A 25,214-nucleotide genomic window follows, 5' to 3' on the forward strand; every position below is an offset into this window, starting at 1 on the left:
ATAGCCCGTAGGCTGTCGCGGTGACATCGGATTCCACCCTGCGTGACGCCGCTTCCCGCTGGATCGCCGCCGATCCGGACCCCGCCACCCGTGCCGAACTCGAGGCCGTCCTGGCCCGGGCCGGCAGCGACCCCGCGGCCGCCGGAGACCTCGCCGACCGGCTGGCCGGTCCCCTGGAGTTCGGCACCGCCGGCCTGCGCGGCCCGGTGCGCGCCGGGCCCAACGGGATGAACGTCGCCGTCGTCACCCGCACGACGGCCGGGGTCGCGGAGTGGCTGAAGGCGCACGGGCACGCCGGCGCGCTGGTCGTCGTCGGCCGCGACGCGCGACACGGCTCGGAAGCCTTCGCGACGGCCACCGCCGAGGTGCTGACCGCGGCCGGCTTCGACGTCAAGGTGTTCCCCCGCCCGCTGCCGACGCCGGTGCTCGCGTTCGCCGTCGGCCGGCTCGGCGCGGTGGCCGGGATCCAGATCACCGCGTCGCACAACCCCCCGGCGGACAACGGGTACAAGCTCTACGACGCGACCGGCGGGCAGATCGTCCCGCCGTCCGACGGGGAGATCGAGCGCGCCATCGAGGCCGCGCCGCCGGCCGCCGACGTGCCGCGGGCGCCCGGCGCCGAGGTCGTCGACCTGCTGCCGCGGTACCTCGACGAGGTCGCGACGCTGCCGCTGGGGCACGAACGCGCGGTGCGCGTGGCCGCGACGGCGTTGCACGGGGTGGGTGCCGACACGCTGCGCGCGGCGTTCGAGCGGGCCGGGTTCACCGACCTGCACCTGGTCGAGGCCCAGGCCGCGCCGGACCCGGACTTCCCGACCGTGTCGTTCCCGAACCCCGAGGAGCCGGGCGCGACGGACCTGCTGCTCGCGCTGGCGTCCGATGTGGACGCCGACCTGGCGATCGCGCTCGACCCGGACGCCGACCGCTGCGCGCTCGGCGTTCGCGAACGAAACGGCGAGTGGCGGATGCTGCGCGGCGACGAAACCGGCGTGCTGCTCGGCTCGTACGTCTTGTCCACAGTGGACCGCACGACGCTGCCGGACCCGCTGGTGGCCACCACGATCGTGTCGTCGTCGATGCTCGGCGAAATCGCCAAGGCCGAAGGCGCCCGGTACGCCGAGACGCTGACCGGCTTCAAGTGGCTGGTCCGCGCCGGCGAAGGGCTGGTGTTCGCCTACGAAGAGGCGCTCGGGCTGTGCGTGAACCCGGGCTTCGTGCGCGACAAGGACGGCATCGCCGCCGCGACGCTGGCCGCGGGGCTCGCCGCGCAGCTCAAGGCGCAGGGCCGCACCCCGCTCGACGTGCTCGACGAGCTGGCGCAGCGCCACGGCGTCCACCTGACCGACCAGGTTTCGCTGCGGGTCACCGATCTCGCCGTCCGCGGGCAGCTGATGGCGAAGGTGCGCACCACCCCGCCGGCCCGGCTCGGCGGCGTCGACGTCACCCTCGAAGACCTGCTGCCGGACGCCGACGTGGTGCGGCTGACCGGTGACGGCGTGCGCGTGGTCGTCCGGCCGTCCGGGACCGAGCCGAAGCTGAAGGCGTACCTGCAGGTGGTGGACAGCGCGCGCGAAGCGGCGCAGGAGCGGCTGACGGCGTTGCGGGCGGACGTCGAGGAGCTGCTCGCCTGATGCCTCGGCTGCTGATCGTCCACCACACGCCTTCGCCGTCGACGCAGGCGCTGTTCGAGGCGGTCGTGGCCGGGGCGACGCACCCCGACATCGAGGGGGTGACCGTGGTCCGCCGCGCGGCTCTGGCGGCCACGGTCACCGACGTCCTCGAAGCGGACGGCTACCTGCTCGGCACCCCGGCGAACCTCGGCAGCATGAGCGGCGCGCTGAAGCACTTCTTCGACACGATCTACTACCCGTGCCTGGACGAGACCCGAGGCCGCCCGTTCGGGTACTGGATTCACGGCAACAGCGACATTTCGGGCACGCAGCGGCAACTGCTGGCCATCACGACCGGCCTGGCGTGGGCCGAAGCGGCGGAACCCGTCATAAGCACGGGTGAACCGGACAAGAAGACCCTCGAAGCGGGCACCGAACTCGGCGGCACGCTGGCCGCGACGCTGATGGCCTGAAAACGTAAAGGGGCCTGTCACCGGAAGCCCTGGGGGTCGACCTCCGGCAACAGGCCGTGGTCAAGGGTTCGCCCGAGGGCGATCGACCTTGACCCCTGAAGCGTACTACAGACGGCCGATCATGACGAGTCGAAGGCATGACAACCTCTCGCCTTGGCCGTTCCGTGCACCCCCAGGGCACGGAGAGCCAGGCGAGAGGCGAGCCAACTGTAAACCACTGCATACGATGGCTGTCAACATGTGCGTACAGTGGTTTTTGCGGCTAGAATTTCCGCGGCTCGAATCCAGGGGGTGGAGATGGCACGGCAACGCACCTTCGCGGAACGCCTGAGCGCCCTGATCGAGGCCGCTCGGGTGGACGGCCGCGCGCCGCACAGCTACCGGGAGATCTCGGCCGCCGTCGAGCGGGCGGGCGGCCCGGCGATGTCGCCCGCGTACCTGCAGCAGCTCGCCACCGGCAAGCGGGTCAACCCGAAGATCCACTACGTCGAGGCGCTGGCGAGGCTGTTCGGCGTGCCGGTGACGTACTTCTTCGACGAAGAGGCGGCCGCGCCGCCGGCGGGTGAGGCGCAGCTGATGGCGATGCGCGCCCAGGAGCTGTCCCCGCAAGGCCGTCGGCAGGTGATGGACCTGCTGGAACTCGTCGAGCGCTACGAGCGGGCCGAACGCGAGGGCCGGAACCCGGAGGACCCCTCGCGATGAAGGAGCGCGAGCTGCGCCGCCGCTGCCGGAAGCTGCTCAAGGACCTGGACATCGGGCCGCCGCTGGACGTCGAGGTGCTGTGCGCGCGGCTGGGCGAGCGGCGCGGGAAGCCGATCCGGCTGCTCGCGTACCCGCTCGAAGTGCCGGGGCCGTTCGGCTGCTGGATCGCGACGTCGTCCGCGGACTACATCTTCTACCAGGCCGAAACGACGAAATCGCACCAGGACCACATCATCCTGCACGAGCTCGGGCACATGCTGGCGGACCACCACCCGCACGGCGACGCCGAGCCGACGGACTTCCTGCGCGGCCCGGCTCCCGATCTCGACCCGGATGCCGTACACCGCGCCCTGCGCCGCTCGTCCTACGATGACGCGCACGAGTGGGAAGCCGAGACCGTCGCGACCATCATCCTCGAGTGGGCGTCGGTCCTGAACTACACGATCCCGCGGCGCGCTGCGGACCGGGATCTCCGCCGGATCCAGGGGGCGCTCGGCGATCACCAAGGGTGGTTGTGAGCACGCTTTTCAGCCCGGTCAACCTGCTGGCTCTGGTGCTGTTCGCCGCCGCGCTGGCGTGGCGGATCTACCAGGTGACGCGCGCGCCGACCGTGCCGAACTGGGCCGTCACCGCGTGCGTGGCCGGGTTCGCCGCGGCGTTCCTGCTGCAGCAGCCGGTCGTCTCCGACGAAGTGGACGCGCTGCTGGGCCGGGGCGCGGCCCGCGTGGCGAACAACGCCCTGCTCGCGTGCGGCATCTGCGCACTGGTGATCTTCTTCCTCGGCTCGGCGCTGGGCCCCCGCCGCTACCGGCGGGTGGCGCTGGAGCTGGTGCCACTGGCGGCGGCGATCGCGTCGATGGTCGTCACGATGGCCTTGACCCCGCCGCAGCTGCGGGGCCTGCCGCTGGGGCCGTCGACGATCCACGACAGCGGGGTGGCGGCGTTCTACCTCGGCGCCGGGCTGTACCTGATCTACGGGCTCGTCGCCTGCACGGCCTGGATCGTGCGGTACCTGCGGGTGGCCGACCGCGATCTGCGGATCGGGCTGCGCCTGAGCGCGATCGGCATGGCCAGCGCGGCCGCCGGCAGCGTCTTCCGCGCGCTGTACATCGTGGTGGCGTGGGTGTTCGGGCCCGTGGTCAAGATCCTGCTGCTGCTGGGCGTGCCGTTCGTGATCGTCGGCGGGATGCTGTTCCTCGCCGGCGTCACCTACCCGGGGGTGCGGGCGCGCGTTTCGGCGCTGCGGCGGCGTCGCCAGCACCGGCGGGAACACGCGGCACTGGCTCCGTTGTGGACGGTCCTGGTCGAGGCGTTCCCCAGCATCGTGCTGCGGACGCCGCCGCGCGGTCGCGGTGGCGTCAACCGGGTCCACTACCGCCGGGTGATCGAAATCCGCGACGGGCTGGTGCAGCTCTCGCCGTACCTGGACGCGGACTTCGGCGAGGTCGTCGCCACCGATCCCGCGGCCGCGGCGGCCGCGCTGAAGGCGGCGTTGCGGCGGCACGCGGACGGCGAGGCCAGCGACGGCCGCGCCAAGCAGGTCCTGCCCGCCGGGGCGGACGACCTCGAATCGGACGTCCGGCCGCTGCTCGCGCTGTCGGCCGCGATGGCGGACGGGAAGTGACGTGGACACGCTGATCACCGCCGGCCGGGTGCTGCCGCGGCCGGCCACCCCGGTCGACGACGGTGCCGTGCTGGTGCGCGACGGCGTGATCGTCGCGGCGGGCCCGCGCGCGGACGTCGTCGCACAGGCCGCGCCGGACGCGGTCCGGCACGACTTCCCCACCGGGACCGCGCTGGCCGGTCTCTTCAACGTCCACGTCCACCTGGCCTTCGACGCCTCCCGGGAGGTGCTGGCCCACTTCTCGGAAACCGAAGACCTCCTGGACGGCGCGCGTTCGCGGCTGACGTCGATGCTGCGCAGCGGCGTCACGACCGTGCGGGACCTCGGGGACCGCGGGCACCTCGGCGCGGCCGTCCGGCGTTCGTTCGAGGGATCGGCGGCACCGCGGTTGCTGGTGTCCGGTCCGCCGATCACCGTGCCGGGCGGGCATTGCCACTTTTTCGGCGGCGAAACGGCTTCCGACGGCGAAATCCGCGCTCTGATCGACGCGAACGCGGCCGCGGGTGCGGACGTGATCAAGGTGATGGCCAGCGGCGGCCAGCTCACCGAAGGCGGCGCGGACATGTGGGAGTCGCAGTTCGACACGCGGCAGCTGCGCGTGGTCACCGAGCACGCGGCGGCCCACGGGTTGCCGGTGGCGGCCCACGCCCACGGCGCCGACGCGATCGAAGCCGCCGTCGAGGCCGGGGTGTCGACGGTCGAGCACTGCAGCTTCCTGACCGGCCCGCGCTCGTTCGACCGCCGTCCGGAGGTCGCCGAGCGGATGGCGGCCCGCGGGATCTCGGCGTGCTCGACGAGCAGCCGCAACTGGCGGGTGATCGTCGAGAAGCTCGGCGACGACGTCGCGCAGGCGATGTACGGGCGGCTGCCGTGGCTCGAAGAGCACGGCGTCCGGCTGCTGTCCGGCACCGACGCGGGCCTGCCGGGCTCGGTGTTCGACGACCCCGTCGGCGCGCTGGAGCTCTACGAGTGGCTCGGCTTCCCGCGGCGCCGGATCCTGGAGATCGCGACCGAGGACAGCGCGGCCGGGCTGGGCCTCGGCGGCGTCACCGGGCGGCTCGAAGCCGGGCTCGCGGCGGACGTCCTGGTCGTCGAAGGCGACCCCCTCGCGTCGCTGGCCGCGCTCCGCAACCCGCTGCTCGTCCTGGCCCAGGGCCGTTCCACCTAGGCCCCCGATCGGGGAATGCCCACTTACGTGACAGCGTTTTAAAACAGTGTTACTGTTGCGCTACCCACCTCGAAGGAGCTCCCCGATGCACGGACCGACCCAGCTGTTCACGGTGATCGCGCTGGTCTCGCTGCCGACCGTGATGTACGGCGGCTACGCGTTGATGGGCGTCCTGCGCGACCGCAAGCTGACCGAACACCAACGGGCGATGTTCCGGGCCGGCCACGCCCACGCCGGCGTCCTGCTGATCCTCGCTCTGGTCGCGCTGCAGATCCTGAGCCGCACGGCGTTGTCCGACACGACGTTGTGGATCACGTGCTTCCTGCTGCTGTTCGGCATCCTTGCCCAATCGGGTGGTTTCTTCCTCCACCTGCTGCCGAACAAGGGCAAGCTCGGCGGCCGCGTGACGTCCGTGGGCGCGGTGCTCCTGGCGGCGGCCACGCTCCTCACCGCGTACGGGGTCGCTTTCGCCTGAGCGCCGGTCGTTAAGCTGATGACGTGCCTGAATACCTGCCGACCGCGCCCTACAAGGGGACCCGGGACTTCCTGCCCGCCGAAATGTCCGTGCGTACCCAGGTGTTCGGTCATCTCTACGACGTCCTCGAGCGCCGCGGCTTCCTCCGCTACGACGGCCCGATCCTCGAGTCGGCCGAGATCTACGAGCGGAAGTCCGGCCAGGAGATCGCCGACAAGCAGCTGTACACGCTGACCGACAAGGGCGGGCGGCGGCTGGCGCTGCGGCCGGAGATGACGCCGTCGGTGGCGCGGATGATCGCCGGGAGCGCGAAGTCGCTGTCGTTCCCGGTCCGCTGGTACAGCCACCCGAACTGCCACCGCTACGAGGCGCCGCAGCGCGGCCGCGTGCGTGAGCACTGGCAGATCAACGCGGACATCTTCGGCTCGGACAGCGCCAACTGCGAGATCGAGATCTTCGAGCTGGTGCACGACCTGATGGCCGCGCTGGGCGCGACGCCGGACATGTTCGTGCTGCGCGTCAACGACCGGAACCTGCTGACGTCCGCGCTCACCGATGTCGCCGGTGTGTCGGCGGACCACCTGGCCCAGGTGTTCGCGCTGGTCGACCGCTGGGAGAAGTACCCGCGCGAGAAGCTGGCCGAGAGCGCCGGGGAGATCGGGCTCTCGGACAAGCAGTTCGAGAAGCTGGCCGAGACGCTCGACGCGGGCGAGGCGCTGCTCGACGAGCTGCCGGCCGACGTGCGGGAGCAGTCGAACCTGGTGCGGGTGCTCAACAGCAGCGCGGGTTCGCTGGTGAAGTACGAGCCGATGATCGTGCGCGGGCTGGCGTACTACACGTCGACCGTGTTCGAGGTCTTCGACACCTCGCCGGAGAACCGCCGTGCCCTCTTCGGCGGCGGCCGCTACAGCGACCTCGCGTCGATGTTCACGCCGCAGCAGATCCCCGGCATCGGGTTCGGCATGGGCGACGTCACGCTGATCGACTTCCTCGACACGCACGGGCTGACCCCGGCCCCGCGCAGCGAGGTCGACGTCATGGTGATCCCGGTGACCGAGGACCTCTTCGACGCGGCCCGGTCGGTGGCCGCGTCCCTGCGCGGCGCGGGCCTGCGGACGTCGACGCCGATCGAGCACCGGAAGCTGGGCAAGGAACTGACCCGCGCGGACAAGGCGGGCGCGGTCGCGGTGGTGATCGTCGGCCAGGAGGACTGGGCCGCGGGGAACGTGACGGTCCGCAGCCTGGCGACCCGGGAGCAGAACCCGGTCGCCGTCGCCGACGCCCCGGCGGCGGTGCGGGCGCTGCTGGCGTAAACCGGTTCGACTCCCCCTCCGGCGCCCGGGCATCCTGGGCGGCGGAGGGGGAGGCCGATGATCGAGTTCGAAGACGTGCGGCAGTGGGTCGAGTTCGACCTCACCGTGCGGCGGGAGTCGGGGTACCGCCGCGGGCGACGGCTGAGCCGCCGGCCCTCACGGGAAGAGCTGGCCGAAGCCGCGTGCGACGGTGACGGGTACCTGCGCGAGGCCGCCGTCAAGCGGCTCGCGGTCAGCACCGATCCCGAAGCGCTGCCGCTGCTGCTGATCCGGTGCGTCGACTGGGTCCGGCCGGTCCGGGAACGCGCCCGGTCGGCCGTTCTGTCCAAACTGGACGATTCGGCCCTACGCGCGATGCTGCCGCTCATCGGTGTCCTGCGGCGGCGGGAGGTCGACGACTGGATGACCACGCTGCTGCGCGACGCACTGCCGAGCGTGCTCGACGCCGCCTTGGCCGTGGACGACCGGGAAAGCCGCCGCTGGGCGCACCGCGAGGCGCTCGGGCTGCTGGCGCGCGAGCGGCTGCTGGAAATCGCGTCCACGCACCCCGACTTCGTGGTGCGCGCGATCTGCGGCGACGCGCTGCTCGACCGCGGCGAGTGCGTCGAGGAACTCCTGGCGGCCGGTGCACCGAAGGTCCGGGCGCGGGCGTTGACGCTGCTCGGTCCCGAAGCCCCCGTGGCCCGCCTCGCGGACCGGTCGTCGGCCGTGCGCGCGATGGCCCAGGTCCTCGTCCCGGACCCGGCGGCGCACTACCGCACGCTGCCGGTCTCGTTCGGCGCCCTCGCCGGGCTCGGCGAAACCGGCACGGCCGCCGACGCCCCGCTCCTGGAACGTCACCTCGCCGACGAGCGTCCCCGCGTCCGCCGGGCGGCCGTCCGCGGCCTGCGCCGGATCGCCCCGGAGTCGGCTGCGGTGCGGCCGTTGCTGACGGACCCGTCGCCCGCGGTGACCCGGGAGGTGGTGGCGTTCCTGCGTGGCCGGTTCGTCGACCCGGCCACGCTCCGGCCCCTCCTGGCCCCGGCCCACCCGCTCCACACGCGCCGCGCGGCCGCGGCCCTCCTCCGCGACCACGGCACCTGGCTGCGCCTGCACACGGACCTCACCCTCCTGGCCGACCCGGACCTCGCGGCCGACGCCCACCAGGACATCCACGCCTGGCTCCAGCACTCCGCGGCCACCTACACCACCCCGTCCCCCACCCTCGCCACCGAAATCGAGGCCCACCTCGACCGCCTCCCGCCCGAAACAGCCCGCGAAATCCGCTTCGCCCTCCCGAAATCCCCGTGATCAGCGGGGCATCACGTGTGTCTGGAGAGGCATCAAGCGTGATCAGAGGGGCATCTCGCGTGATCCGGGAGGCATCGCGCTGATGCCCGCTCAATCACGCGTGATGCCCGCCGGATCACGCGTGATGCCCGCTCGAGCACGCGTGATGCCTGCCGGATCACGAGGGGTCGGCGCGGAGGAGGCGGAGGGTGAACGTGGCTCCGGAGCCGGGGCGGGCGGCCGCGGCGATGGTGCCGCCGTGGCCCGTCACCACTTCGCGGACCAGGGCGAGGCCGAGGCCGAAGCGGCGGCCGTCGCCGTCGGAGCCGCGGGCGAACCGCTCGAAGATGCGGTCCGCGTCGGCGGCCGGGAAGCCCACGCCCGTGTCGCGGACGCGCAGCTCCACGTGCCGCTCGTCCGGGACGCCGAGCCAGACCTCGATCGAACCGCCCGGTGGGGTGTGGCCGAGCGCGTTGTCCAGCAACGCCGACAGCACGCGACGCAACGCCGTCGGCACGCCCTGGACGACGTACGGCCGCCGCTCGCGCGTCACCGCCAACCGGACCTGGCCCTCCGAAGCGCGCATCGCTTCCGCCGCCACCGCCTCCTCGGCCAGCACACCCAGCTCGACCAGCTCCAGCGACGGCCGTTCGCCGCACGCCTGCGCCGACAGCAGCAGGTCCTCGACGACCTCGCCGAGTTCCCGCGTGCCGCGGACCAGGTGGTCGAGCTCCACCGCGTCGCGGCCGGACGCCCGCCGGGCCAGCAGCTGCGCGCGCGTGTGCAGCCGGGTCAGCGGCGCGCGCAGTTCGTGGGACGCGTCCGCGACAAACGTCCGCTGCCGTCGCAGCGCGTCTTCCAGCGGCCGGATCGCCCGGCGGGCCAGCACCCGCCCGGACCCCAGCGCGGCCAGCAGCGCCAGCGCCTCGGCGACACCGAGCCCGAACACCAGCGACGCCCGGTCCTGGATCTGGTACCGCTCCTCGAAGAACGCCTGGGAGACGACACCGCCGCGGTTCTCCACCCGGAAGGTGTACGTCATCCCGTCGATCGACCGCCGCTCGATGTGGACGTCGCCGGGCGACGGCACGAACGCGTTCAGCTCCGGGATCGGCATCCCCGCCGGCGGCGGGCCCGCCGGCGCGTGCGCTCCCGGCGTGAACAGCCAGACGCAGCCGGGCGGGGTCGTGCCGGGGCCGAGCTGGATCGTCCTGGCCAGCAGCCGGTCCGCGTCGGCGTGCTGGCCCGAGAGCAGGATCCCGTACGCGATCGCGCCCGCGACGGCCACGAGCAGCGACACCACCACGGCGATCTGCGCGGTGATCACCCACCGCGCCCGCCGCAGGACCCGTTCCTCGGGAGCGGGACTCATACCACGCCGATCTGGTACCCGAGGCCGTGCACGGTCCGCACGGCGTCCCGGCCGAGCTTGCGCCGCAGGTAGTACACGTATGTGTCCACAATGGACTCACCGGTCGAGTCGGCGAACACGCGCGTGCGCAACGCGGCCCGCGGGTGGATCGCCTTGGGCCGCTGGGCCAGCGTCCGCAGCAGCTCGAACTCCCGGCCGGACAACGTGATCCGCTCGCCGCGCGGCAGCACGACCTCGTGCCGCCGCAGGTCGAGGGCGGCCGTGCCGAGCGGCAGGCACTCGGCGCCGTCGAGGTCACGACGACCCAGCGCGCGCAGCCGCGCGAGCAGCTCCTCGGCCTCGAACGGCTTGACGAGGTAGTCGTCCGCGCCGGCGTCGAGGCCCGCCACGCGGTCGGCCACCTCCCCCAGCGCCGAGAGCACCAGGACCCGCGTGGTCACCGCCCGGGCCCGCAGCCGCCGCAGCAGCTCCAGCCCGTCGAGCACCGGGACGCGGCGGTCGATGACCATCACGTCGTAGCTCCCGGTGAGCCCGAGGTGCAGACCACGCTGGCCGTCGTGCGCCACCTCGGTCTCGTAGCCCTCGTCCGCAAGCAGCTCCCCCAGCATGCCCGCCAGTTCCCGGTCGTCTTCGACCAGCAGCACTCTCGGCTTCGCCACCCCGTCGCGCACCGATCCATCTTGGCAGTTATTTCCGAACTTGAAGAATCAACTTTTCCCGGTCACCGGCACAGGTTCGGCCGTCAGGAGTACCTCGGTGCTCCCCTTGCGCGCATCGCGCCGGTCGAGCCAGGCCAGCACCGGCGCGGTCATGATCGTGGTGACCAGCGCGACGAGCACCAGCACCGTGAACAACGCCGGGGAGACGATCCCCGCGGCGAGCCCGACGTTGAGCGCGATCAGCTGCATCAGCCCGCGGGCGTTGACGAGCACGCCGACGCGCGTGGCGATCGCCGGCGGCTCTCCCGCCAGCCGGGCCGCGCCCCAGGACGCGCCCAGCTTGCCGATGATCGCGACCGCCACCGTCAGCAGCGCGAAGGCGAGCAGCTTCGGGTCGGCGAGCAGCGCGAACCGGGTGTTGAGGCCGGAATAGGTGAAGAACAGCGGGACGAACACGATCGACCCGATCGGCATGATCTTCGCGAGCACGGCGTCGGAGGCCGCACCGCGCGGGAACGCCACCCCGACGGTGAACGCGCCGAACACCGCGTACAGCCCGATCGTGTCGGTGAACCAGGCGGCCGCGAACAACGTCATCGCGGTGATGAGCACCCGCTGGTCGACGCTCACCCGGTCACTGCCCATCACCCGGGCCAGCAGGCGCCGCCCGACGATGAACACCAGCAGCGCGAACAGCAGCCCGCCGCCGAGCGCGAGCGCGATCGGTCCCAGCGACCCGGCGTGCATGCCCAGCACGACGGCCAGCAGCAGCCACGCGAGGACGTCGTCGAGCGCGCCGCAGGCCAGCGCGAGCGAGCCGAACCGCGTCGAGCCGATCCCGCGTTCGGTGATGATCCGCACCATCATCGGGAACGCCGTGATCGCCACCGCCACCCCGACGAACGCGGCCGACGTCACCAGCGAAACGCCGACCTTGCCGATGCCGACCCACGACGTGCCCAGCACCGCGACGCCGACTCCGAGCGCCAGGGGCACCAGTGTCCCGGCCGAGGAGATCGCCGCGACCGACTTGCGCGAGCTCATGATGCTGCGCAGGTTGAACTCGTAGCCGGCGCCGAACATGTAGATGACCAGGCCGATCTGGCCGCCGACGTAGAGCAGCGGCCGGATCGCGTCCGGGAACAGCGCCGCCTGGACGTCCGGCAGCAGCAGCCCGAACAGCGAGGGGCCGAGCAGCACGCCGGCGATCATCTCCCCGACCACCGGCGGCTGGCCGAGCTTGACCGCGACCAGGCAGACCACCCGGACCACCACGAGGATCGCCACGACGGCGAGGAAGAACACCGGTGCCGCTTCGGACGGGCTCATCGGTTGCCTCCGGCGAAGTAGGTCGAACACAGGGCAAGGCGGCGGGCGTCGAGGACCATGTACGTGCCGAACACGAGCTGGGCGAAGCTGCGCCAGACGTCTTCCCAGCGGTCGCGGACCCCGAGCCACACCAGGGGCGCGCGCCGCGGACGGGCTCCGCGGGGCGTGAGCAGCGCCGGGCCGCGGTTGGGGATCGAGCGCGTGTGCGCGGCCGTCGAAGCGAGGCTGAAGCGGCGCAGCACCTCCTGGGTCACGACCCGCATGGTCGGCGGCGCGAGTCCCCGGGCCGGGCAGGCGCGGTTCTGCGCGACGCCGAACGGGATGAAGTCCTCCTTGGCCGACTGCTCGGCGAAGCCGGGGTAGCTGAAGCACAGCACCGTCCCGGCCGGGATGGTGAGGTGGTCCAGCTCGATGTCCGCGGTGGAGATCCGGTGCGCGATGCCGAAGAGCGGGTACGCACGCAACCCGTCGTCAATAACACTGTCGATGACGTTGTCGGCGTCCTCCGGGTGCTCGGCGAGCCGCTGCTGAAGGCTCTCGTCCTGCGCGATGATCATCAGCAGGTGCGCCATCGCCTCCGACATCTGCACGACGGCGGTGGTGAAGAACGTGCCCTGCAGGTAGTAGGCCTGTTCCTCCGGGGTCAGGGACTGCGGGAGCGGGTGCGGGACGTCGGCGAGGCGCTGCCTGAGGTACTTCGTCAGCCGCGCGCGGCGGCGCATGTTCCGCGGCCGCACGCACTTCAGGGCCGAGGCGACGTCGTCCGCGTGCGCCACGATGAGCTCGCGGGCCCGCGGCGGGCACGGTTCGTCGAACACCAGCTCGTAGTACAGCTCGGCCCAGATCGGCATCATCTCGTCGCGCAGCCGGACGAGGCCGGGGCGGACGCCGGCCAGGACGTGCCGGGCCACGCGCCGGGTCAGCTCTTCGGACTCCTTTTTGGACTTGACCAGGATGTGCCGGGTGCACTTGGCGACCTCGTCGTAGCGCGGGCCGGCTTCGAGGTGTTCCTGGTGCACCTGCGGCCCCGGCGAGAGCCAGTACCAGAACAGGTCGGACAGCGCGGCGCCGCGGCTGCGGCCGTTCGCCGCCGGGTCGGCGTAGACGCGCCGGAAGTCGGCGGCACCGACCTGCGGGCCCGGGATGGTCACCACGTCCTGGCCGTTGACCAGCGCGAAGATCCGCATCCGCAAGGCGACGACCCGCTCGGGCAGCCAGGCGAGGACCTTGCCGATCATCGCCGCACCTGGTCCGGGGTGAGATCGGCCGGGTGCCGGCCGCCGCACAGCGCGAGGGCCTGGTCGAAGTCGGCCCGCAGCATCTCCAGCACCTCCGAGACGCCTTCGCGGCCGCCCGCCGCCAGTCCCCACACGACCGGGCGGCCGACGCCGACCGCGTCCGCGCCGAGGGCGAGCGCCTTGACGACGTCGGTGCCGCGGCGGATCCCGCCGTCCAGCAGCACCGGCAGCGCTCCCCCGACGGCCGCCGCGATCTCCGGCAGCACGTCGATGGTGGCGGGCACGGTGTCGAGCTGGCGGCCGCCGTGGTTGGACACGACGATCCCGGCGACACCGTGGTGCACGGCCAGCCGCGCGTCTTCGGCGTGGAGCAGGCCCTTGATCAGCACCGGGAGCCTGGTCTTCGACCGCAGCCACGCGATGTGGTCCCAGTTCAGCGCCGACATGACGATGTCGCGAACGTGGCTGGCGGTGCCGCCGCTGCGGTTCTCGCCGATGTTGCGGAGGTTCTCCACGGCCAGGCCGGGCGGCAGGTCGTGGAAGGCGTTGCGGTCGTCGCGTTCGCGGCGGCCGAGCACCGGCGAGTCGACGGTGACGACGAACGCCTTCACCCCGGCGTTTTCGGCGCGGCGCACGATCGCCTCGGTGAACTCCAGGTCCGGCTGCAGGTAGAGCTGGAACCACAGGCCCGGGTCCGGCGCGACCTCGCGGGCGGCCGCGGCGATGTCCTCGATCGCCGTGGTCGAGGCCATGCTGACGATCATGATCGTGCCCGCCCGGGCCGCCGCCCGCGCGGTGGCGAGCTCGCCGTCGGGGTGCGCGAGCCGGTGGAACGCCGTGGGCGCGACGAGGATCGGCATCGAGGACGGCGTCCCGAGCAGGTCGACGCTCAGGTCCCGTTTGTCGCTGCCGCGCAGCACGCGGGGAACCAAGCGGAGGCGTTTGTACGCTTCTTCGTTTTCCCGCAAGGTGATTTCGTCCTGCGCGCCGCCCGCGAAGTAGTCGTAGTGGGCCGGGTCGAGGCGTTCCCGGGCCGTCGCCTCGAACTCCGCGATCGTCCGCATCAGAGCTCCCGCGTGAAGAACGCCGTCAGCGGCTCGACGTGCACCTCTTTGTCCCACTCGTTCTCGAGGTTCTCGGTGACGTGGTGGGTGGCGACCAGCTCGCCGCGGCGGTAGTGCCGGACGATCGGGTGCAGGTAGTGGCCTTCGCCGTGGTCGTTGGCCTTGTCCTGGGCGGCGCGGGCGACGAAGTCGAAGGGGTCGACCTTGTCGTGGTCGGGGCCGTAGTCGAGGGTGACGACGTAGGCGTCGGCCGGCGGGTCTTCGAGGACCCGGTCGACCGGCACCTCTTCGAGGTAGCGGGCGGTGTCGCCGTCCACGACCACGACGTCGGCGAGGAAGCCGAACTGCTGGTACAGCGCGGAAGTCCGGTTGATCCGGGTGATGACGGCGTCGGTCAGCGCGTCCGGTTTCGCGGGCAGTTCGGTGTGCGGCCACGGGACGTCGTGGTGGCGCTCGTTGAGCACCTTCGCGAGCGCGCGGACGCCGTAGCGGAAGCCGTGGATGAAGGCGCTGGTGGCCTTCTTGAAGTCGCGGACCTGCGTGATCGTGCCGGCGAAGTAGAGGCCGGGCACGTTGACCGACTCCCAGCTCGAGGTCTGCGCCGGGAACCGGTCGTCGATCGTGAGTTCGGGGCGGCAGTCCTCGTCGAACAGCGAGGCGTCGAACCGGAAGCCGGTGCAGCCGATCACGCGGTCGTAGCGGATTTCCTTGATGACTTCGTCGGCGCGGGCGAAGGCGAACTTGACGTGGTAGCCGTCGGCGTCCTTGCGGACTTCGCGGACGTCGCCGTCGAGGATCGCGTGCTGCAGCTTGAGCTGGTACATGTCGAGGATGCCCGCGTTGTAGGCGCGGAGGTGGCCGACGAAGTGCGTGCGCCAGGCCAGCTTCACCGGCCGCGGGCCGCCGACGTGCACGACCGCGGCGGTTTCGATCAGGTTGTCCGCGGTCTCGAAGGCGGAGTTTCCCTTGCCGAGCACGAGGACGCGCTGGCCGGTGAAGTGCTCCGGGTCGACGTCGACGTCCACGTACTGGTCGATCAGCTCGACGCCGGGGAACTGCGGGATGTACGGCCGAGTGACACCGGTGGCCATGATCAGCCGGTTCGCCCTGAACTCGGCGTCACCGGCGGTGAGCACGAAAGTTTCGCCGTCGCGGCGGATGCGCGTCACCCGGGTGTTGTAGCGGATGTTGACCTGGTGCTTCGCGGCGTAGTCGGCGACATAGCGCAGGAAGTCCGGTGCGTCCGGGAAGAGTTTTTCGCTGTAGTCGGTGAAGAGGACCGGGTCGTCGTCGCCGTCGGCGAGGATCGAGTTCCAGTCCATCCGCATGCGCAGCTCCGGGTCGGCGTACCCGGTGTGCTTCTTGTTGATGGAGATGAGGGTCCGGTGCCGCGGGAAGGTCTCGAAGAAGTGCCCGGGCGCGGACCCGGCCTCCAGCACGAGGTACCGGTGCCCGGCGTGGCCGAGGTGCTGCCCCAGCTGCAACCCGGCCGGCCCGGCCCCGACGACCAGATAATCGAGCACTTCCTCCGCCACGACGACCTCCTGGGGCTCGGCACCGATCGCATGATCGGCGCCGAGCCTGCTCCGGAGATCTCAGAAAAGCCTCAGAAGAAAGTTACTTCCCGGCCGCGCGAGCCAGCCGTTCCGGATAGCGCTCTCCCGCGATGGCGTCGGCGGGCGCGGCTGCCGCGATGGCCGCCAGGTCGTCCGCTGTCAGCTCCAGCGAAGCCGCCGCCACGTTCTCCTCGAGGTACTTGCGGCGCTTGGTCCCCGGGATCGGCACCACGTCTTCGCCCTGCGACTGCACCCACGCCAGCGCCAGCTGCCCCGCCGTCACCCCCTTGTCCGAGGCCAGTTTCCGCAGCGCGTCGACGATCGCCATGTTCCGCTCGAAGTTGCCCTCGGCGAAGCGCGGCAAGCCGCGGCGCATGTCGTCTTCCGGCAGGTCGGCGACCGACGTCACCGCGCCCGTCAGGAACCCGCGCCCCAACGGCGAAAACGGGACGATCCCGATACCCAGCTCGCGGCACGTCGAAAGGACTTCGCCCTCGATGCCCCGCGTCCACAGCGACCATTCGCTCTGCAACGCCGTCACCGGATGCACCGCGTGCGCGGCCCGGATCGTCGCCGCGCTCGCCTCGGAGATCCCGGCGTACCGGATCTTCCCGGCCGCCACCAGCTCGGCCAGCGCTCCCCACGTCTCCTCGATCGGCGTGTCCGGGTCGACGCGGTGCTGGTAGTACAGGTCGATGTGGTCGACGCCGAGCCGGCGCAGCGACTCGTCACAGCTCTGCTTCACGTAGGCGGCGTCACCGCGGGCGCCCATCGCGCCGTCGTTCCACACGATGCCGAACTTCGTCGCGAGCACGACTTCGTCGCGGCGGCCGGCGATCGCGCGGCCGACCAGCTCCTCGTTGACGCCGTTGGCGTAGACGTTCGCGGTGTCCAGCAGCGTCACGCCGAGTTCGAGCGCGCGGTGGATCGTGACGATCGACTCGTCGTCGTTGTCGCGGACACCGTAGGCCTGGCTCATCCCCATGCAGCCGAGCCCCTGGGCGCCGACTTCCAGGCCGCCCAGCTTCCTGTTCTTCACGCGGAAATCTCCTCCATACCGGGTTCCACGCCGAGCACGTTGCGCTCGACCTGGGCGTAGTTCTCGATCTTGTAGTCGAGGATGTCGAGACAGCCCTGCAGCTCGGCGATCCGCTCGGCGACCGACCGGCGCTGTTCCACCAGCAGGGCCTTGCGGCGGCCCGCGCTCGCGACGCCGTGGCGGCGCAGCGACGCGTACTCGCGCATGCTCTTGATGGGCATCCCGGTGGTGCGCAGCTTGGTCAGGAAACCGAGCCAGTTGAGGTCGTCGTCGGAATAGGCCCGGCGGCCCGCGGCGTCCCGCGCGGGCGGGTCGAGCAGATTGATGCGCTCGTAGTACCGGAGGGTGTCGATGGACAGTCCGCTACGTCGCGCGGCTTCCGCTATCGAGTAGCTCATGCGCCCTACGCTACGACCTGGAGTGCACTCCAGGTCAAATCCTCGCCCTGGCCTTCCGTAACACTGTTCCGATACGCTGGGTGCATGGCGCGACCACGCACGCACGACGAAGCGCTCCGGCTCAAGCTGCTCGACCGGGCCGGCGAACTCCTCGCGGCCGACGGGCCGAAGGCGCTTTCCCTGCGCAAGCTGGCCGCCGACGCCGGGACGTCGACCACCGCCGTGTACTCGCTCTTCGGCAGCAAACCCGACCTGGTGAACGCCCTCTACACCGAGGGCTTCCGCCGCTTCGGCGCCCGGATGGCCGGGACGCCGCTGACCGGCGACCCCGTCGAGGACCTCGTCGCGCTCGGCAGCGCCTACCGCACGAGCGCGCTGGCCGACCCGAACCTCTACGGGATCATGTTCACCAAGTCGGTGCCCGGGTTCGAGCCGAACGAAGACGCCGAGAAGCTCGCCCGCGAAACGCTCAAGCCGCTGGAGCGGATCATCCGCCAGGCGATCGCCGACGGCGTCTTCGTCGACGTCCCGCCGGAGACCGTCGCGGTCGGCTGCTGGGCCATCGTGCACGGCCTGGTGTCCCTGGAGCTGACCGGCAACCTGCCGGAGGAGTTCGACGTCACGAGCGCCTACGAAGCGGCCCTGCGCGCGAACGCCTCCGGCTGGCTGCGGCCTCAGATCAGCGGCAGCGACCCGTCGTAGACGACCGCGCCCTTCGCGTCCGACGCCGGTCAGCCGGTAGGCGTGGTTCCAGACCGCCTCCGCGTGGCGTTCGAAGAGCTCGCTGAACGCCGCGTAGTCGCCTTCGGCTGCCCTGTCCCACCGTGCTTGATCATCCGGTGCCGGCTCGACCTTCGGGCTCGATCGCGAACTGCGTGCCTTCGAAGTCGAGCTCTTCGTACTCCCCGCCCTCGAAGCACGCCTCGTCATCGAAGACCGCGTGGAAGAAGGTCAGTTTTCCGGTCGACCGGATGTCCGCGAACCGGGCAATCCACCGGAACCTCGCCCACGAGAACACCGCACCACCGGTGAACGACGAGCCGTCGAAGTTCGCGAGCGCCGAGAACTCCGCTTCGAAGAACCAGCTCCTCGCCGCGAACATCGCGGTGACGTGAGTTGCACCGAGGAATCGCGCGTAGCTGAAAACCGCCGCGGCGATCTCAGCGTCTTCGAGTACGAAGTCGACCAGCGTCGCGTGCTGGAGGTCCAGGGAGACGTCCGGCCAGAAGCGTTCGTCGTCTCGGCGCAGATGCGTGGCGAGTATCTGTTGCGCGGCCAGCCTGACCTGCAGCTCCGCCGGCCGAGCCGCACCGGGGCCTTCTCGCTGCCCAGCTGCTCGACGGCCTTCGTGTACAGCTCGGTGACCCGCCGCTCCGCCAGGTCCAGGGTCGTCTCGGCCAGCTGCAGCTCCAGCGTGCGCTGGCGGCGCGTCGCGAGCCACAGCGCGAACACGCCACCCGCGCCCGCGCCGATGCCGAACGCCGTCTTGACCGCGTCGATCCGGACCGGCGCCTCCGGCCGCCCGGACCAGGCCAGGAACAGCCAGAGCAGCCCTCCGGTGAAGGCCGCGACCGCGACCGCGGTCACGGTGATCCACCGCCACTTCAGGACCGGCACCGGCTCAGACGGCGCCGTACTGGCGGTCACCCGCGTCGCCGAGGCCCGGGACGATGAAGCCCGAGTCGTTGAGGCGCTCGTCGATGCTCGCCGTGACCACCCGGACCGGCAGGCCGGTCTTCTCCAGGTGTGCCAGGCCTTCGGGGGCCGCGAGCGCGCAGATCGCCGTGACGTCGTCGGCCCCGCGGTCGGTGAGCAGGCGGATCGTGTACTCCATCGAGCCGCCGGTGGCGAGCATCGGGTCGAGCACCAGCACCGGCCGGTCGGCGAGCGATTCCGGGAGCGACTCGAGGTACGGCGTCGGCTTGAGCGTCTCCTCGTCGCGCGCCAGGCCGACGAAACCCATCTGCGCGTCCGGGATCAGCTTGTGCGCCTGGTCGGCCATGCCCAGCCCGGCCCGCAGGACCGGCACCAGCAGCGGCGGCTTCGCCAGCTTGTAGCCATCGGTGCGGGCCACCGGCGTGTGGATCTTCTCGATCTTCACCGGCACGGTGCGCGTGGCTTCGTAGACCAGCATGACGGTCAGCTCGTGCAGCGCGGCCCGGAACGCGGCGCTGTCGGTGCGTGCGTCGCGCATCGTGGAGAGCCGGGCCTTCGCGAGGGGGTGGTCGACGACGTGCACATCCATGCGGGTCAATCTAGCTGTTCGGCGAAGCTCTTCACCCAGCCGCGCTGCCAGGGCGTTTCGACGGCTCGTTCGTGGTAGTGCTGTCTCGTCCAGGCGACGGCTTCCTCGGCGGGGACGCCGGAGAGGACCGCCAGGCAGGCCATCACCGTGCCGGTCCTTCCCGCACCGCCGTAGCAGGCGACTTCGACCTTCTCCGTCTTCGCCCGTTCGTGGAGCGCTTTGATCTTTTCGCGGGCGTCGGCAGGCCGGGTGGGCAGCAGGAAGTCGGGCCAGGTGACCCACTCGTGCGGCCAGGAGATGCCCCCGCCGTGCTTGCGCCGCAGCCGGCCCGTGCCCAGGTAGAGCCCGAAATCCGGCTCGGGTCCGTCGGGGCGGGGGCGCCGCAGCCCACGTCCGTCAACGCGGGTGCCGTCCGGAAACTCGACCATGGGCTCAGTGTCCTCCAGAAGATGGACACGCAGAGTGGTTTTCGCCGATAAGCTGCGCCGGGTGAGCGAACTGACGCCCGACCAGATGCGGGCTTCCGACGCGGACCGTGAACGCGTCGCCCAGGTGCTGCACAACGCCCTCGCGGAGGGGCGGATCACGGTGAACGAGCTGGAAGAGCGGCTCACCACGGTCTACGCGGCGAAGACGCTCGGCGAGCTGAAGCCGGTGACGGCGGACCTGCCGTCCGCCGCCGCGACCCTCGAACCGGCGCCGACGCGGGCCCTGGGCCACCCGGACCAGCGCATCGGCGGCCACCCGGGCTCGCCGGTGTCGATCGGCGTGCTGTCGGGCGCGGTCCGCAAGGGCAGCTGGGTCCTGCCCCCGCAGCACAACAGCTTCGCATTCTGGGGCGGCGCGGAGATCGACCTGCGGCAGGCCCGCTTCGCGGACAGGCACTGCACGATCACCGCGGTGGCGATCATGGGCGGCATCACGATCACCGTCCCGGACGACGTCAACGTGGACGTCACCGGCCTCGGCCTGATGGGCGGGTTCACGCTGGAGGACAAGTCGGGCGCACCGCCTGCTCCGCCGACCGCTCCGACGGTGAAGATCAACGGGCTGGCGTTCTGGGGTGGCGTCGTCGTGTACCGGAAGCCGGCGAAGCGGGCGGAGCCGCCGCAGATCGAGGGGGCCTGACCACGGGTTTGTGACGCGTTCGGCACCCAGCGTCACAACCAACGGGGGCTCGCAGTGTCGGACCCGCCGCCTAGACTCAGGCGCATGACAGCCACGACCAGCACGCCAGCGGCGCCGGCCACCCCGGCACCGCTGGTGGACGCGACTCGCGACGACGCGAGCCTGCGCCGCTTCCTGCTCGGGCTGCCCGGTGTCGACCAGGTCGGCGTCGAGCAGCGCGCGGCGGGCCTCGGCACGCGCAGCATCAAGAAGGACGCCAAGCGGTGGGCCATCGACACCGCCATCTCCATGGTCGACCTGACCACCTTGGAGGGCGCCGACACCCGGGGCAAGGTCCGCGCGCTGGCCGCGAAGGCCGTGCGGCCGGATCCCGAACGCCAGGGCACCCCGCGCGTCGCCGCCGTCTGCGTCTACCCCGACCTGGTCGCCACGGCCGTCGAAGCGCTCAAGGGCAGTGGGGTGCACGTCGCGAGCGTCGCCACCGGCTTCCCCGCCGGGCGCACTTCGCGGGACATCAAGCTGGCCGACACGAAGATCGCCGTCGAGGCCGGTGCGCACGAAGTCGACATGGTGATCGATCGCGGCGCCTTCCTCGAGGGCCGCTACATGGACGTCTTCGAAGAGATCCAGGCCGTCAAAGCCGCCTGCGGGGACGCGCACCTGAAGGTCATCCTCGAGACCGGCGAGCTGGCGACCTACGACAACGTGCGGCGCGCGTCGTGGCTGGCGCTGCTGGCCGGCGGCGACTTCATCAAGACCTCCACCGGCAAGGTCTCCCCCGCCGCGACGCTGCCGGTCACCCACATCATGCTGCAGGCCGTCCACGACTGGCACGTGCAGACCGGCGAGCTGCGTGGCGTCAAGCCCGCGGGCGGCATCCGGACGACGAAGGACGCGATCAAGTACCTGGTCGCCGTGCACGAGGTCGCCGGCGAGCAGTGGCTGACCCCGGACCTGTTCCGCTTCGGCGCGTCCAGCCTGCTCAACGACCTGCTGCTGCAGCGCCGCACCCAGGTGGACGGCCACTACAGCGGACCCGACTACGTGACGGTGGACTGATGCCCGTTTTCGAATACGCGCCCGCACCGGAATCCCGGGCCATCGCGAACCTGAAGGACTCCTACAAGCCGTTCGTCAACGGCGAATTCGTCGACGGCTCCGGTGAGCCGCTCAAGACGATCAACCCGGCCACCGAGGAGGTCCTGGCCGAGGTCGGCACCGCGTCGAAGTCCGATGTGGACGTGGCGGTGAAGGCCGCGCGCAAGGCGTACACGAGTGTCTGGTCGAAGATGCCGGGCACCGAGCGCGCGAAGTACCTCTTCCGCATCGCGCGGCTGATCCAGGAGCGTTCGCGCGAGCTCGCCGTGCTGGAGAGCCTGGACAACGGCAAGCCGATCAAGGAGTCCCGCGACTCCGACGTCCCGACGGCGGCCGCGCACTTCTTCTACCACGCGGGCTGGGCCGACAAGCTGGAGTACGCGGGGTACGGGCCTTCGCCGAAGCCCCTCGGCGTCGCGGGCCAGATCATCCCGTGGAACTTCCCGCTGCTGATGCTGGCCTGGAAGATCGCCCCCGCGCTGGCCACCGGCAACACCGTGGTCCTCAAGCCGGCCGAGACGACGCCGCTGACCGCGCTCGTCTTCGCCGAGATCTGCCAGCAGGCCGAACTGCCGCCGGGCGTGGTGAACATCCTCCCGGGCGCGGGCGGCATCGGCGCGTCCATCGTGGAGCACGCCGACATCGACAAGATCGCCTTCACCGGCTCCACCGAGGTCGGCAAGGCGATCCAGCGCCAGGTCGCGGGCACGCCGAAGAAGCTGACCCTCGAGCTGGGCGGCAAGGCGGCGAACATCGTGTTCGAGGACGCCCCGCTGGACCAGGCGATCGAGGGCATCGTCAACGGCATCTTCTTCAACCAGGGGCACGTCTGCTGCGCGGGCTCGCGCCTGCTCGTGCAGGAGTCGATCGCCGAAGAGGTGCTGGAGAAGCTGCGCTACCGCGTCTCGACGCTGCGCGTCGGCGACCCGCTGGACAAGAACACCGACGTCGGGGCGATCAACTCGGCCGAGCAGCTGGCCAAGATCCGCGGGCTCGTCGAATCCGGTGACGCCGAGGGCGCGCAGCGCTGGACCAGCCCGTGCCCGGTCCCGGACCGCGGGTTCTTCTTCGCGCCGACGGTGTTCGCGAACGTGCACCAGTCGATGCGGATCGCGCGTGAGGAGATCTTCGGCCCGGTGCTGTCGGTGCTGACGTTCCGCACGCCGGACGAGGCCGTGGCGAAGGCGAACAACACGCCGTACGGGCTTTCGGCCGGCATCTGGACCGAAAAGGGCTCCCGGATCCTGTGGATGGCGAACCAGCTGCGCGCCGGCGTGGTCTGGGCCAACACCTTCAACCGCTTCGACCCCGCCGCCCCGTTCGGCGGCTACCAGGAATCCGGCTTCGGGCGCGAAGGCGGCCGCACCGGGCTGGAGGCGTACCTCAATGTCTGACCGGATTTCCGTCGCCAAGACGTACAAGCTGTACATCGGCGGCAAGTTCCCCCGTTCGGAGTCCGGCCGGGTGTACCCGGTGACGGACGGCAAGGGCAAATTCCTGGCGAACGCGGCCCACGCGTCCCGCAAGGACGTCCGCGACGCGGTGGTCGCGGCCCGCAAGGCCTTCCCGGGCTGGTCGGCGGCCACGGCGTACAACCGCGGCCAGGTGCTGTACCGGGTGGCCGAGGTCCTGGAGGGCCGCCGCGACCAGTTCATCGCGGAGGTCTCCGCTTCGGAGGGCCTGGCGGCGAAGAAGGCCGAGTCGCTTGTGGACACGGCGATCGACCGCTGGGTCTGGTACGCGGGCTGGACGGACAAGATCGCCACGGTCCTCGGCGCGGCGAACCCGGTCGCGGGCCCGTACTTCTCGTTCACCGTCCCGGAGCCGACGGGCGTGGTGGGCGTCCTGGCGCCGCAGCAGTCGTCGCTGCTGGGCCTGGTCGAGGTGCTGGCCCCGGTCCTGGCAACGGGCTCGACGGCGGTGGTCGTCTCGAGCGCGGAGCGGCCGTTGCCGGCGATCACGCTGTCGGAGGTCCTGGCCACGTCCGACGTCCCGGGCGGCGTGGCGAACATCCTCACCGGGCGGGCCGCGGAACTGGGCCCCTGGCTGGCTTCGCACGGAGACGTCAACGCCCTGGACCCGACGGGAGCCGCCCCGGCGGACCGCGTCGACCTGGCGCGCGAAGCGGCAAACACGGTGAAGCGGGTACTGACGGTCCCGGAGGCGGAGCCCGACTGGACAACGGCCCCGGACCTCACCCGCCTGCGGCGGTACCTGGAGGCCAAGACGGTCTGGCACCCGCTGGGCGTCTGAGCTGTCGCGGAGGCCGCCGCCCGGTCCACCGGGTGGCGGCCTTCATGCCTGTGGTGGATTCTCACGGCGATCTTCACGACCTACCCTTGAACGTAACCAGGGAATCACATTGCGTGATCGAGGGACGTCGTGGACCTCCGAGCCGACTTCACGAGTCTCGTCGCGCTGCGCGCGAAGGGCGGCGAGCTGACAGCTCTGCGAAACCTCTCCGGCTCCGAGCAGGTCCGGCAGGTGCAGCCACTACTCCAGTTCGATCCCGACGGCAGTGCGCCCGCGAGCCGGCTCGACGCGATCGAGACCGCTATCCGCGACCTCAGCCGCCTGGGTCGCCGGGCGATGCTCGACGCTTCCGCAGTGGCCCATCTCCCAGGCTTCGGCCATGGCCCCACCGGCCCGCTCGGCTCGATGGCCGACCGCCTCGCCGATCCGGTCGACCTCCTCGACGAGGCGGGGCCGATCGCCTTCGTGCCGGTGGTCCGCAGCGATGCCGGCGAGCCGGCGGTGGCCGGCCTGGGCCGGCTTTGCCACGAGCTCGGTGCCGGCGGCGCACTCCGCATCCGGCCTGGCACCGCGACTCCGGGCAACATCGAACGGATCATCGAGAACCTGGCCCTCGATCTCGGCCGGATCGACGTGATAGTCGATCTCCAGTACGTGCCGGAGGCCACTGCGGCACGCCTCGACGAAGCGGCGGCCGTCTTCGGCACGCTCGCCACGTTCGGCCACTTCAGGACGACGAGCCTGTTGTGCGGCTCGATCCCGCGGACCCTCGCCCGGACCTCGACGTGGGAACAAGCCCGCACCGAGGAAATCCTCTGGGAGCAACTGGCGCGAGGCGATGCCGCCGAACTTCGGCCGGGCGACTACGGCACGGTGCACCCGATCCCCGGGCAACGGTTTCGCAGCAAGCACGTCGCCCTGAAGTACACCTGCAGGGACCACTGGTTCTACTCGCGAGAGCGCGCGCCGGAATCGGATGACCCGACGACCGAGTCGCCGCGAGCCCGCACCTTTCGCGTCGTCTGCCGCCACCTGGTCGAGTCCGACAGCTTCTCCGGCCCGGATTTCTCCTGGGGTGACCGGGAGATCTTCGAAGCGGCAACCGGCGGCGGGCAAGGTTTCGGCTCGACCACCAAGCACGTCGCGCTGGCGACTTCACACCACTTGGCCTACCTGGCCCAGCGCCACGCGGCGTGACCGC

26 protein-coding genes and 1 pseudogene are annotated in these 25,214 nt (G+C 71.2%); 15 read left to right on the forward strand and 12 right to left on the reverse strand.

Features of this window, described 5'->3' with window-relative positions; all coding sequences use genetic code 11:
• The first annotated feature begins 20 nt into the window (after positions 1-20).
• The 9 genes from IE317_RS19705 to IE317_RS19745 all read left to right on the forward strand — a co-directional run bounded on the left by IE317_RS19705 (position 21) and on the right by IE317_RS19745 (position 8,655).
• Positions 21-1,631 carry a phospho-sugar mutase gene (locus tag IE317_RS19705; RefSeq protein WP_191312130.1) on the forward strand — a complete coding sequence of 537 codons (1,611 nt, stop codon included), beginning with the start codon at positions 21-23 and terminating at the stop codon, positions 1,629-1,631.
• Positions 1,631-2,083 carry a flavodoxin family protein gene (locus IE317_RS19710; protein WP_191312132.1) on the forward strand — a complete coding sequence of 151 codons (453 nt, stop codon included), beginning with the start codon at positions 1,631-1,633 and terminating at the stop codon, positions 2,081-2,083. Before IE317_RS19705 ends, IE317_RS19710 begins: the two co-directional genes overlap by 1 nt.
• Before the next feature lie 297 nt (positions 2,084-2,380).
• Positions 2,381-2,785, forward strand: coding sequence for a helix-turn-helix domain-containing protein (locus IE317_RS19715; RefSeq protein WP_191312133.1), 405 nt, complete (start codon positions 2,381-2,383; stop codon positions 2,783-2,785).
• A complete protein-coding gene (locus tag IE317_RS19720) occupies positions 2,782-3,303 on the forward strand; it encodes a hypothetical protein (protein WP_191312135.1) in 522 nt (173 codons plus the stop codon). The genes IE317_RS19715 and IE317_RS19720 overlap by 4 nt, the downstream gene beginning before the upstream one ends.
• A complete protein-coding gene (locus tag IE317_RS19725; protein ID WP_191312137.1) occupies positions 3,300-4,409 on the forward strand; it encodes an MAB_1171c family putative transporter in 1,110 nt (369 codons plus the stop codon). Before IE317_RS19720 ends, IE317_RS19725 begins: the two co-directional genes overlap by 4 nt.
• 1 nt (position 4,410) lies before the next feature.
• Positions 4,411-5,577 (forward strand): amidohydrolase family protein, encoded by a 1,167-nt coding sequence (locus IE317_RS19730; protein ID WP_191312138.1) that lies wholly within the window; start codon positions 4,411-4,413, stop codon positions 5,575-5,577.
• Between the two features lie 85 nt (positions 5,578-5,662).
• On the forward strand, positions 5,663-6,052 hold the full coding sequence (locus IE317_RS19735) for a hypothetical protein (protein ID WP_191312140.1): 390 nt from the start codon (positions 5,663-5,665) through the stop codon (positions 6,050-6,052).
• Between the two features lie 23 nt (positions 6,053-6,075).
• The gene (gene hisS, locus IE317_RS19740; protein WP_191312142.1) at positions 6,076-7,365 is read left to right on the forward strand and encodes a histidine--tRNA ligase; all 1,290 of its coding nucleotides are present in this window, start codon (positions 6,076-6,078) and stop codon (positions 7,363-7,365) included.
• Between the two features lie 57 nt (positions 7,366-7,422).
• Positions 7,423-8,655: a HEAT repeat domain-containing protein gene (locus IE317_RS19745; protein ID WP_191312143.1), complete on the forward strand. Its 1,233-nt coding sequence runs from the start codon at positions 7,423-7,425 to the stop codon at positions 8,653-8,655.
• A gap of 157 nt (positions 8,656-8,812) precedes the next feature.
• Here IE317_RS19745 and IE317_RS19750 read toward each other — a convergent pair whose 3' ends face one another.
• The 8 genes from IE317_RS19750 to IE317_RS19785 all read right to left on the reverse strand — a co-directional run bounded on the left by IE317_RS19750 (position 8,813) and on the right by IE317_RS19785 (position 17,289).
• A complete protein-coding gene (locus IE317_RS19750; protein ID WP_191312145.1) occupies positions 8,813-10,006 on the reverse strand; it encodes a sensor histidine kinase in 1,194 nt (397 codons plus the stop codon).
• Entirely contained in the window at positions 10,003-10,650 is a 648-nt protein-coding gene (locus IE317_RS19755; protein ID WP_191312290.1) for a response regulator transcription factor, read from the reverse strand. Before IE317_RS19755 ends, IE317_RS19750 begins: the two co-directional genes overlap by 4 nt.
• 63 nt (positions 10,651-10,713) lie before the next feature.
• Positions 10,714-11,994, reverse strand: coding sequence for a cation:proton antiporter (locus IE317_RS19760; RefSeq protein ID WP_191312147.1), 1,281 nt, complete (start codon positions 11,992-11,994; stop codon positions 10,714-10,716).
• Positions 11,991-13,232, reverse strand: coding sequence for a cytochrome P450 (locus IE317_RS19765; RefSeq protein ID WP_191312149.1), 1,242 nt, complete (start codon positions 13,230-13,232; stop codon positions 11,991-11,993). The genes IE317_RS19760 and IE317_RS19765 overlap by 4 nt, the downstream gene beginning before the upstream one ends.
• Entirely contained in the window at positions 13,229-14,296 is a 1,068-nt protein-coding gene (locus IE317_RS19770; RefSeq protein ID WP_191312150.1) for an alpha-hydroxy acid oxidase, read from the reverse strand. Before IE317_RS19770 ends, IE317_RS19765 begins: the two co-directional genes overlap by 4 nt.
• Positions 14,296-15,831, reverse strand: coding sequence for an NAD(P)-binding domain-containing protein (locus IE317_RS19775; protein WP_191312152.1), 1,536 nt, complete (start codon positions 15,829-15,831; stop codon positions 14,296-14,298). The genes IE317_RS19770 and IE317_RS19775 overlap by 1 nt, the downstream gene beginning before the upstream one ends.
• An 82-nt stretch (positions 15,832-15,913) precedes the next feature.
• The gene (locus tag IE317_RS19780; RefSeq protein ID WP_191312292.1) at positions 15,914-16,837 is read right to left on the reverse strand and encodes an aldo/keto reductase; all 924 of its coding nucleotides are present in this window, start codon (positions 16,835-16,837) and stop codon (positions 15,914-15,916) included.
• Between the two features lie 50 nt (positions 16,838-16,887).
• Positions 16,888-17,289 carry a MerR family transcriptional regulator gene (locus IE317_RS19785; protein ID WP_191312154.1) on the reverse strand — a complete coding sequence of 134 codons (402 nt, stop codon included), beginning with the start codon at positions 17,287-17,289 and terminating at the stop codon, positions 16,888-16,890.
• An 84-nt stretch (positions 17,290-17,373) separates the two neighbouring features.
• Here IE317_RS19785 and IE317_RS19790 point away from each other — a divergent pair, with 84 nt between their 5' ends.
• The gene (locus tag IE317_RS19790) at positions 17,374-17,991 is read left to right on the forward strand and encodes a TetR/AcrR family transcriptional regulator (RefSeq protein WP_191312156.1); all 618 of its coding nucleotides are present in this window, start codon (positions 17,374-17,376) and stop codon (positions 17,989-17,991) included.
• A gap of 24 nt (positions 17,992-18,015) precedes the next feature.
• Here IE317_RS19790 and IE317_RS45595 read toward each other — a convergent pair.
• From IE317_RS45595 to IE317_RS19805, 4 genes and pseudogenes are all read right to left on the reverse strand, one after another.
• Positions 18,016-18,219, reverse strand: a pseudogene (locus tag IE317_RS45595) (hypothetical protein); the annotation flags it as partial.
• Positions 18,122-18,730 carry a pentapeptide repeat-containing protein gene (locus tag IE317_RS19795; protein ID WP_229902800.1) on the reverse strand — a complete coding sequence of 203 codons (609 nt, stop codon included), beginning with the start codon at positions 18,728-18,730 and terminating at the stop codon, positions 18,122-18,124. The pseudogene IE317_RS45595 and the gene IE317_RS19795, both read right to left, overlap by 98 nt.
• 180 nt (positions 18,731-18,910) lie before the next feature.
• The gene (gene upp / locus IE317_RS19800; protein ID WP_191312158.1) at positions 18,911-19,534 is read right to left on the reverse strand and encodes a uracil phosphoribosyltransferase; all 624 of its coding nucleotides are present in this window, start codon (positions 19,532-19,534) and stop codon (positions 18,911-18,913) included.
• Positions 19,535-19,539: 5 nt separating this feature from the next.
• Positions 19,540-19,962: a protein-tyrosine phosphatase family protein gene (locus IE317_RS19805; protein WP_191312160.1), complete on the reverse strand. Its 423-nt coding sequence runs from the start codon at positions 19,960-19,962 to the stop codon at positions 19,540-19,542.
• An 85-nt stretch (positions 19,963-20,047) separates the two neighbouring features.
• Here IE317_RS19805 and IE317_RS19810 point away from each other — a divergent pair, with 85 nt between their 5' ends.
• From IE317_RS19810 to IE317_RS19830, 5 genes are all read left to right on the forward strand, one after another.
• Positions 20,048-20,662, forward strand: coding sequence for a DUF1707 SHOCT-like domain-containing protein (locus IE317_RS19810; RefSeq protein WP_191312294.1), 615 nt, complete (start codon positions 20,048-20,050; stop codon positions 20,660-20,662).
• 84 nt (positions 20,663-20,746) lie between these two features.
• A complete protein-coding gene (gene deoC / locus IE317_RS19815; RefSeq protein WP_191312162.1) occupies positions 20,747-21,721 on the forward strand; it encodes a deoxyribose-phosphate aldolase in 975 nt (324 codons plus the stop codon).
• Positions 21,721-23,154 (forward strand): aldehyde dehydrogenase family protein, encoded by a 1,434-nt coding sequence (locus IE317_RS19820; protein WP_191312163.1) that lies wholly within the window; start codon positions 21,721-21,723, stop codon positions 23,152-23,154. The genes deoC and IE317_RS19820 overlap by 1 nt, the downstream gene beginning before the upstream one ends.
• On the forward strand, positions 23,147-24,013 hold the full coding sequence (locus tag IE317_RS19825) for an aldehyde dehydrogenase family protein (RefSeq protein WP_191312165.1): 867 nt from the start codon (positions 23,147-23,149) through the stop codon (positions 24,011-24,013). The genes IE317_RS19820 and IE317_RS19825 overlap by 8 nt, the downstream gene beginning before the upstream one ends.
• Positions 24,014-24,142: 129 nt before the next feature.
• The gene (locus IE317_RS19830; RefSeq protein ID WP_191312167.1) at positions 24,143-25,210 is read left to right on the forward strand and encodes a beta family protein; all 1,068 of its coding nucleotides are present in this window, start codon (positions 24,143-24,145) and stop codon (positions 25,208-25,210) included.
• The last annotated feature ends 4 nt before the right edge of the window (positions 25,211-25,214 follow it).

Origin of the sequence: Amycolatopsis bullii (assembly GCF_014654205.1) — a bacterium.
In the GTDB taxonomy this organism is placed as follows: domain Bacteria; phylum Actinomycetota; class Actinomycetes; order Mycobacteriales; family Pseudonocardiaceae; genus Amycolatopsis; species Amycolatopsis plumensis.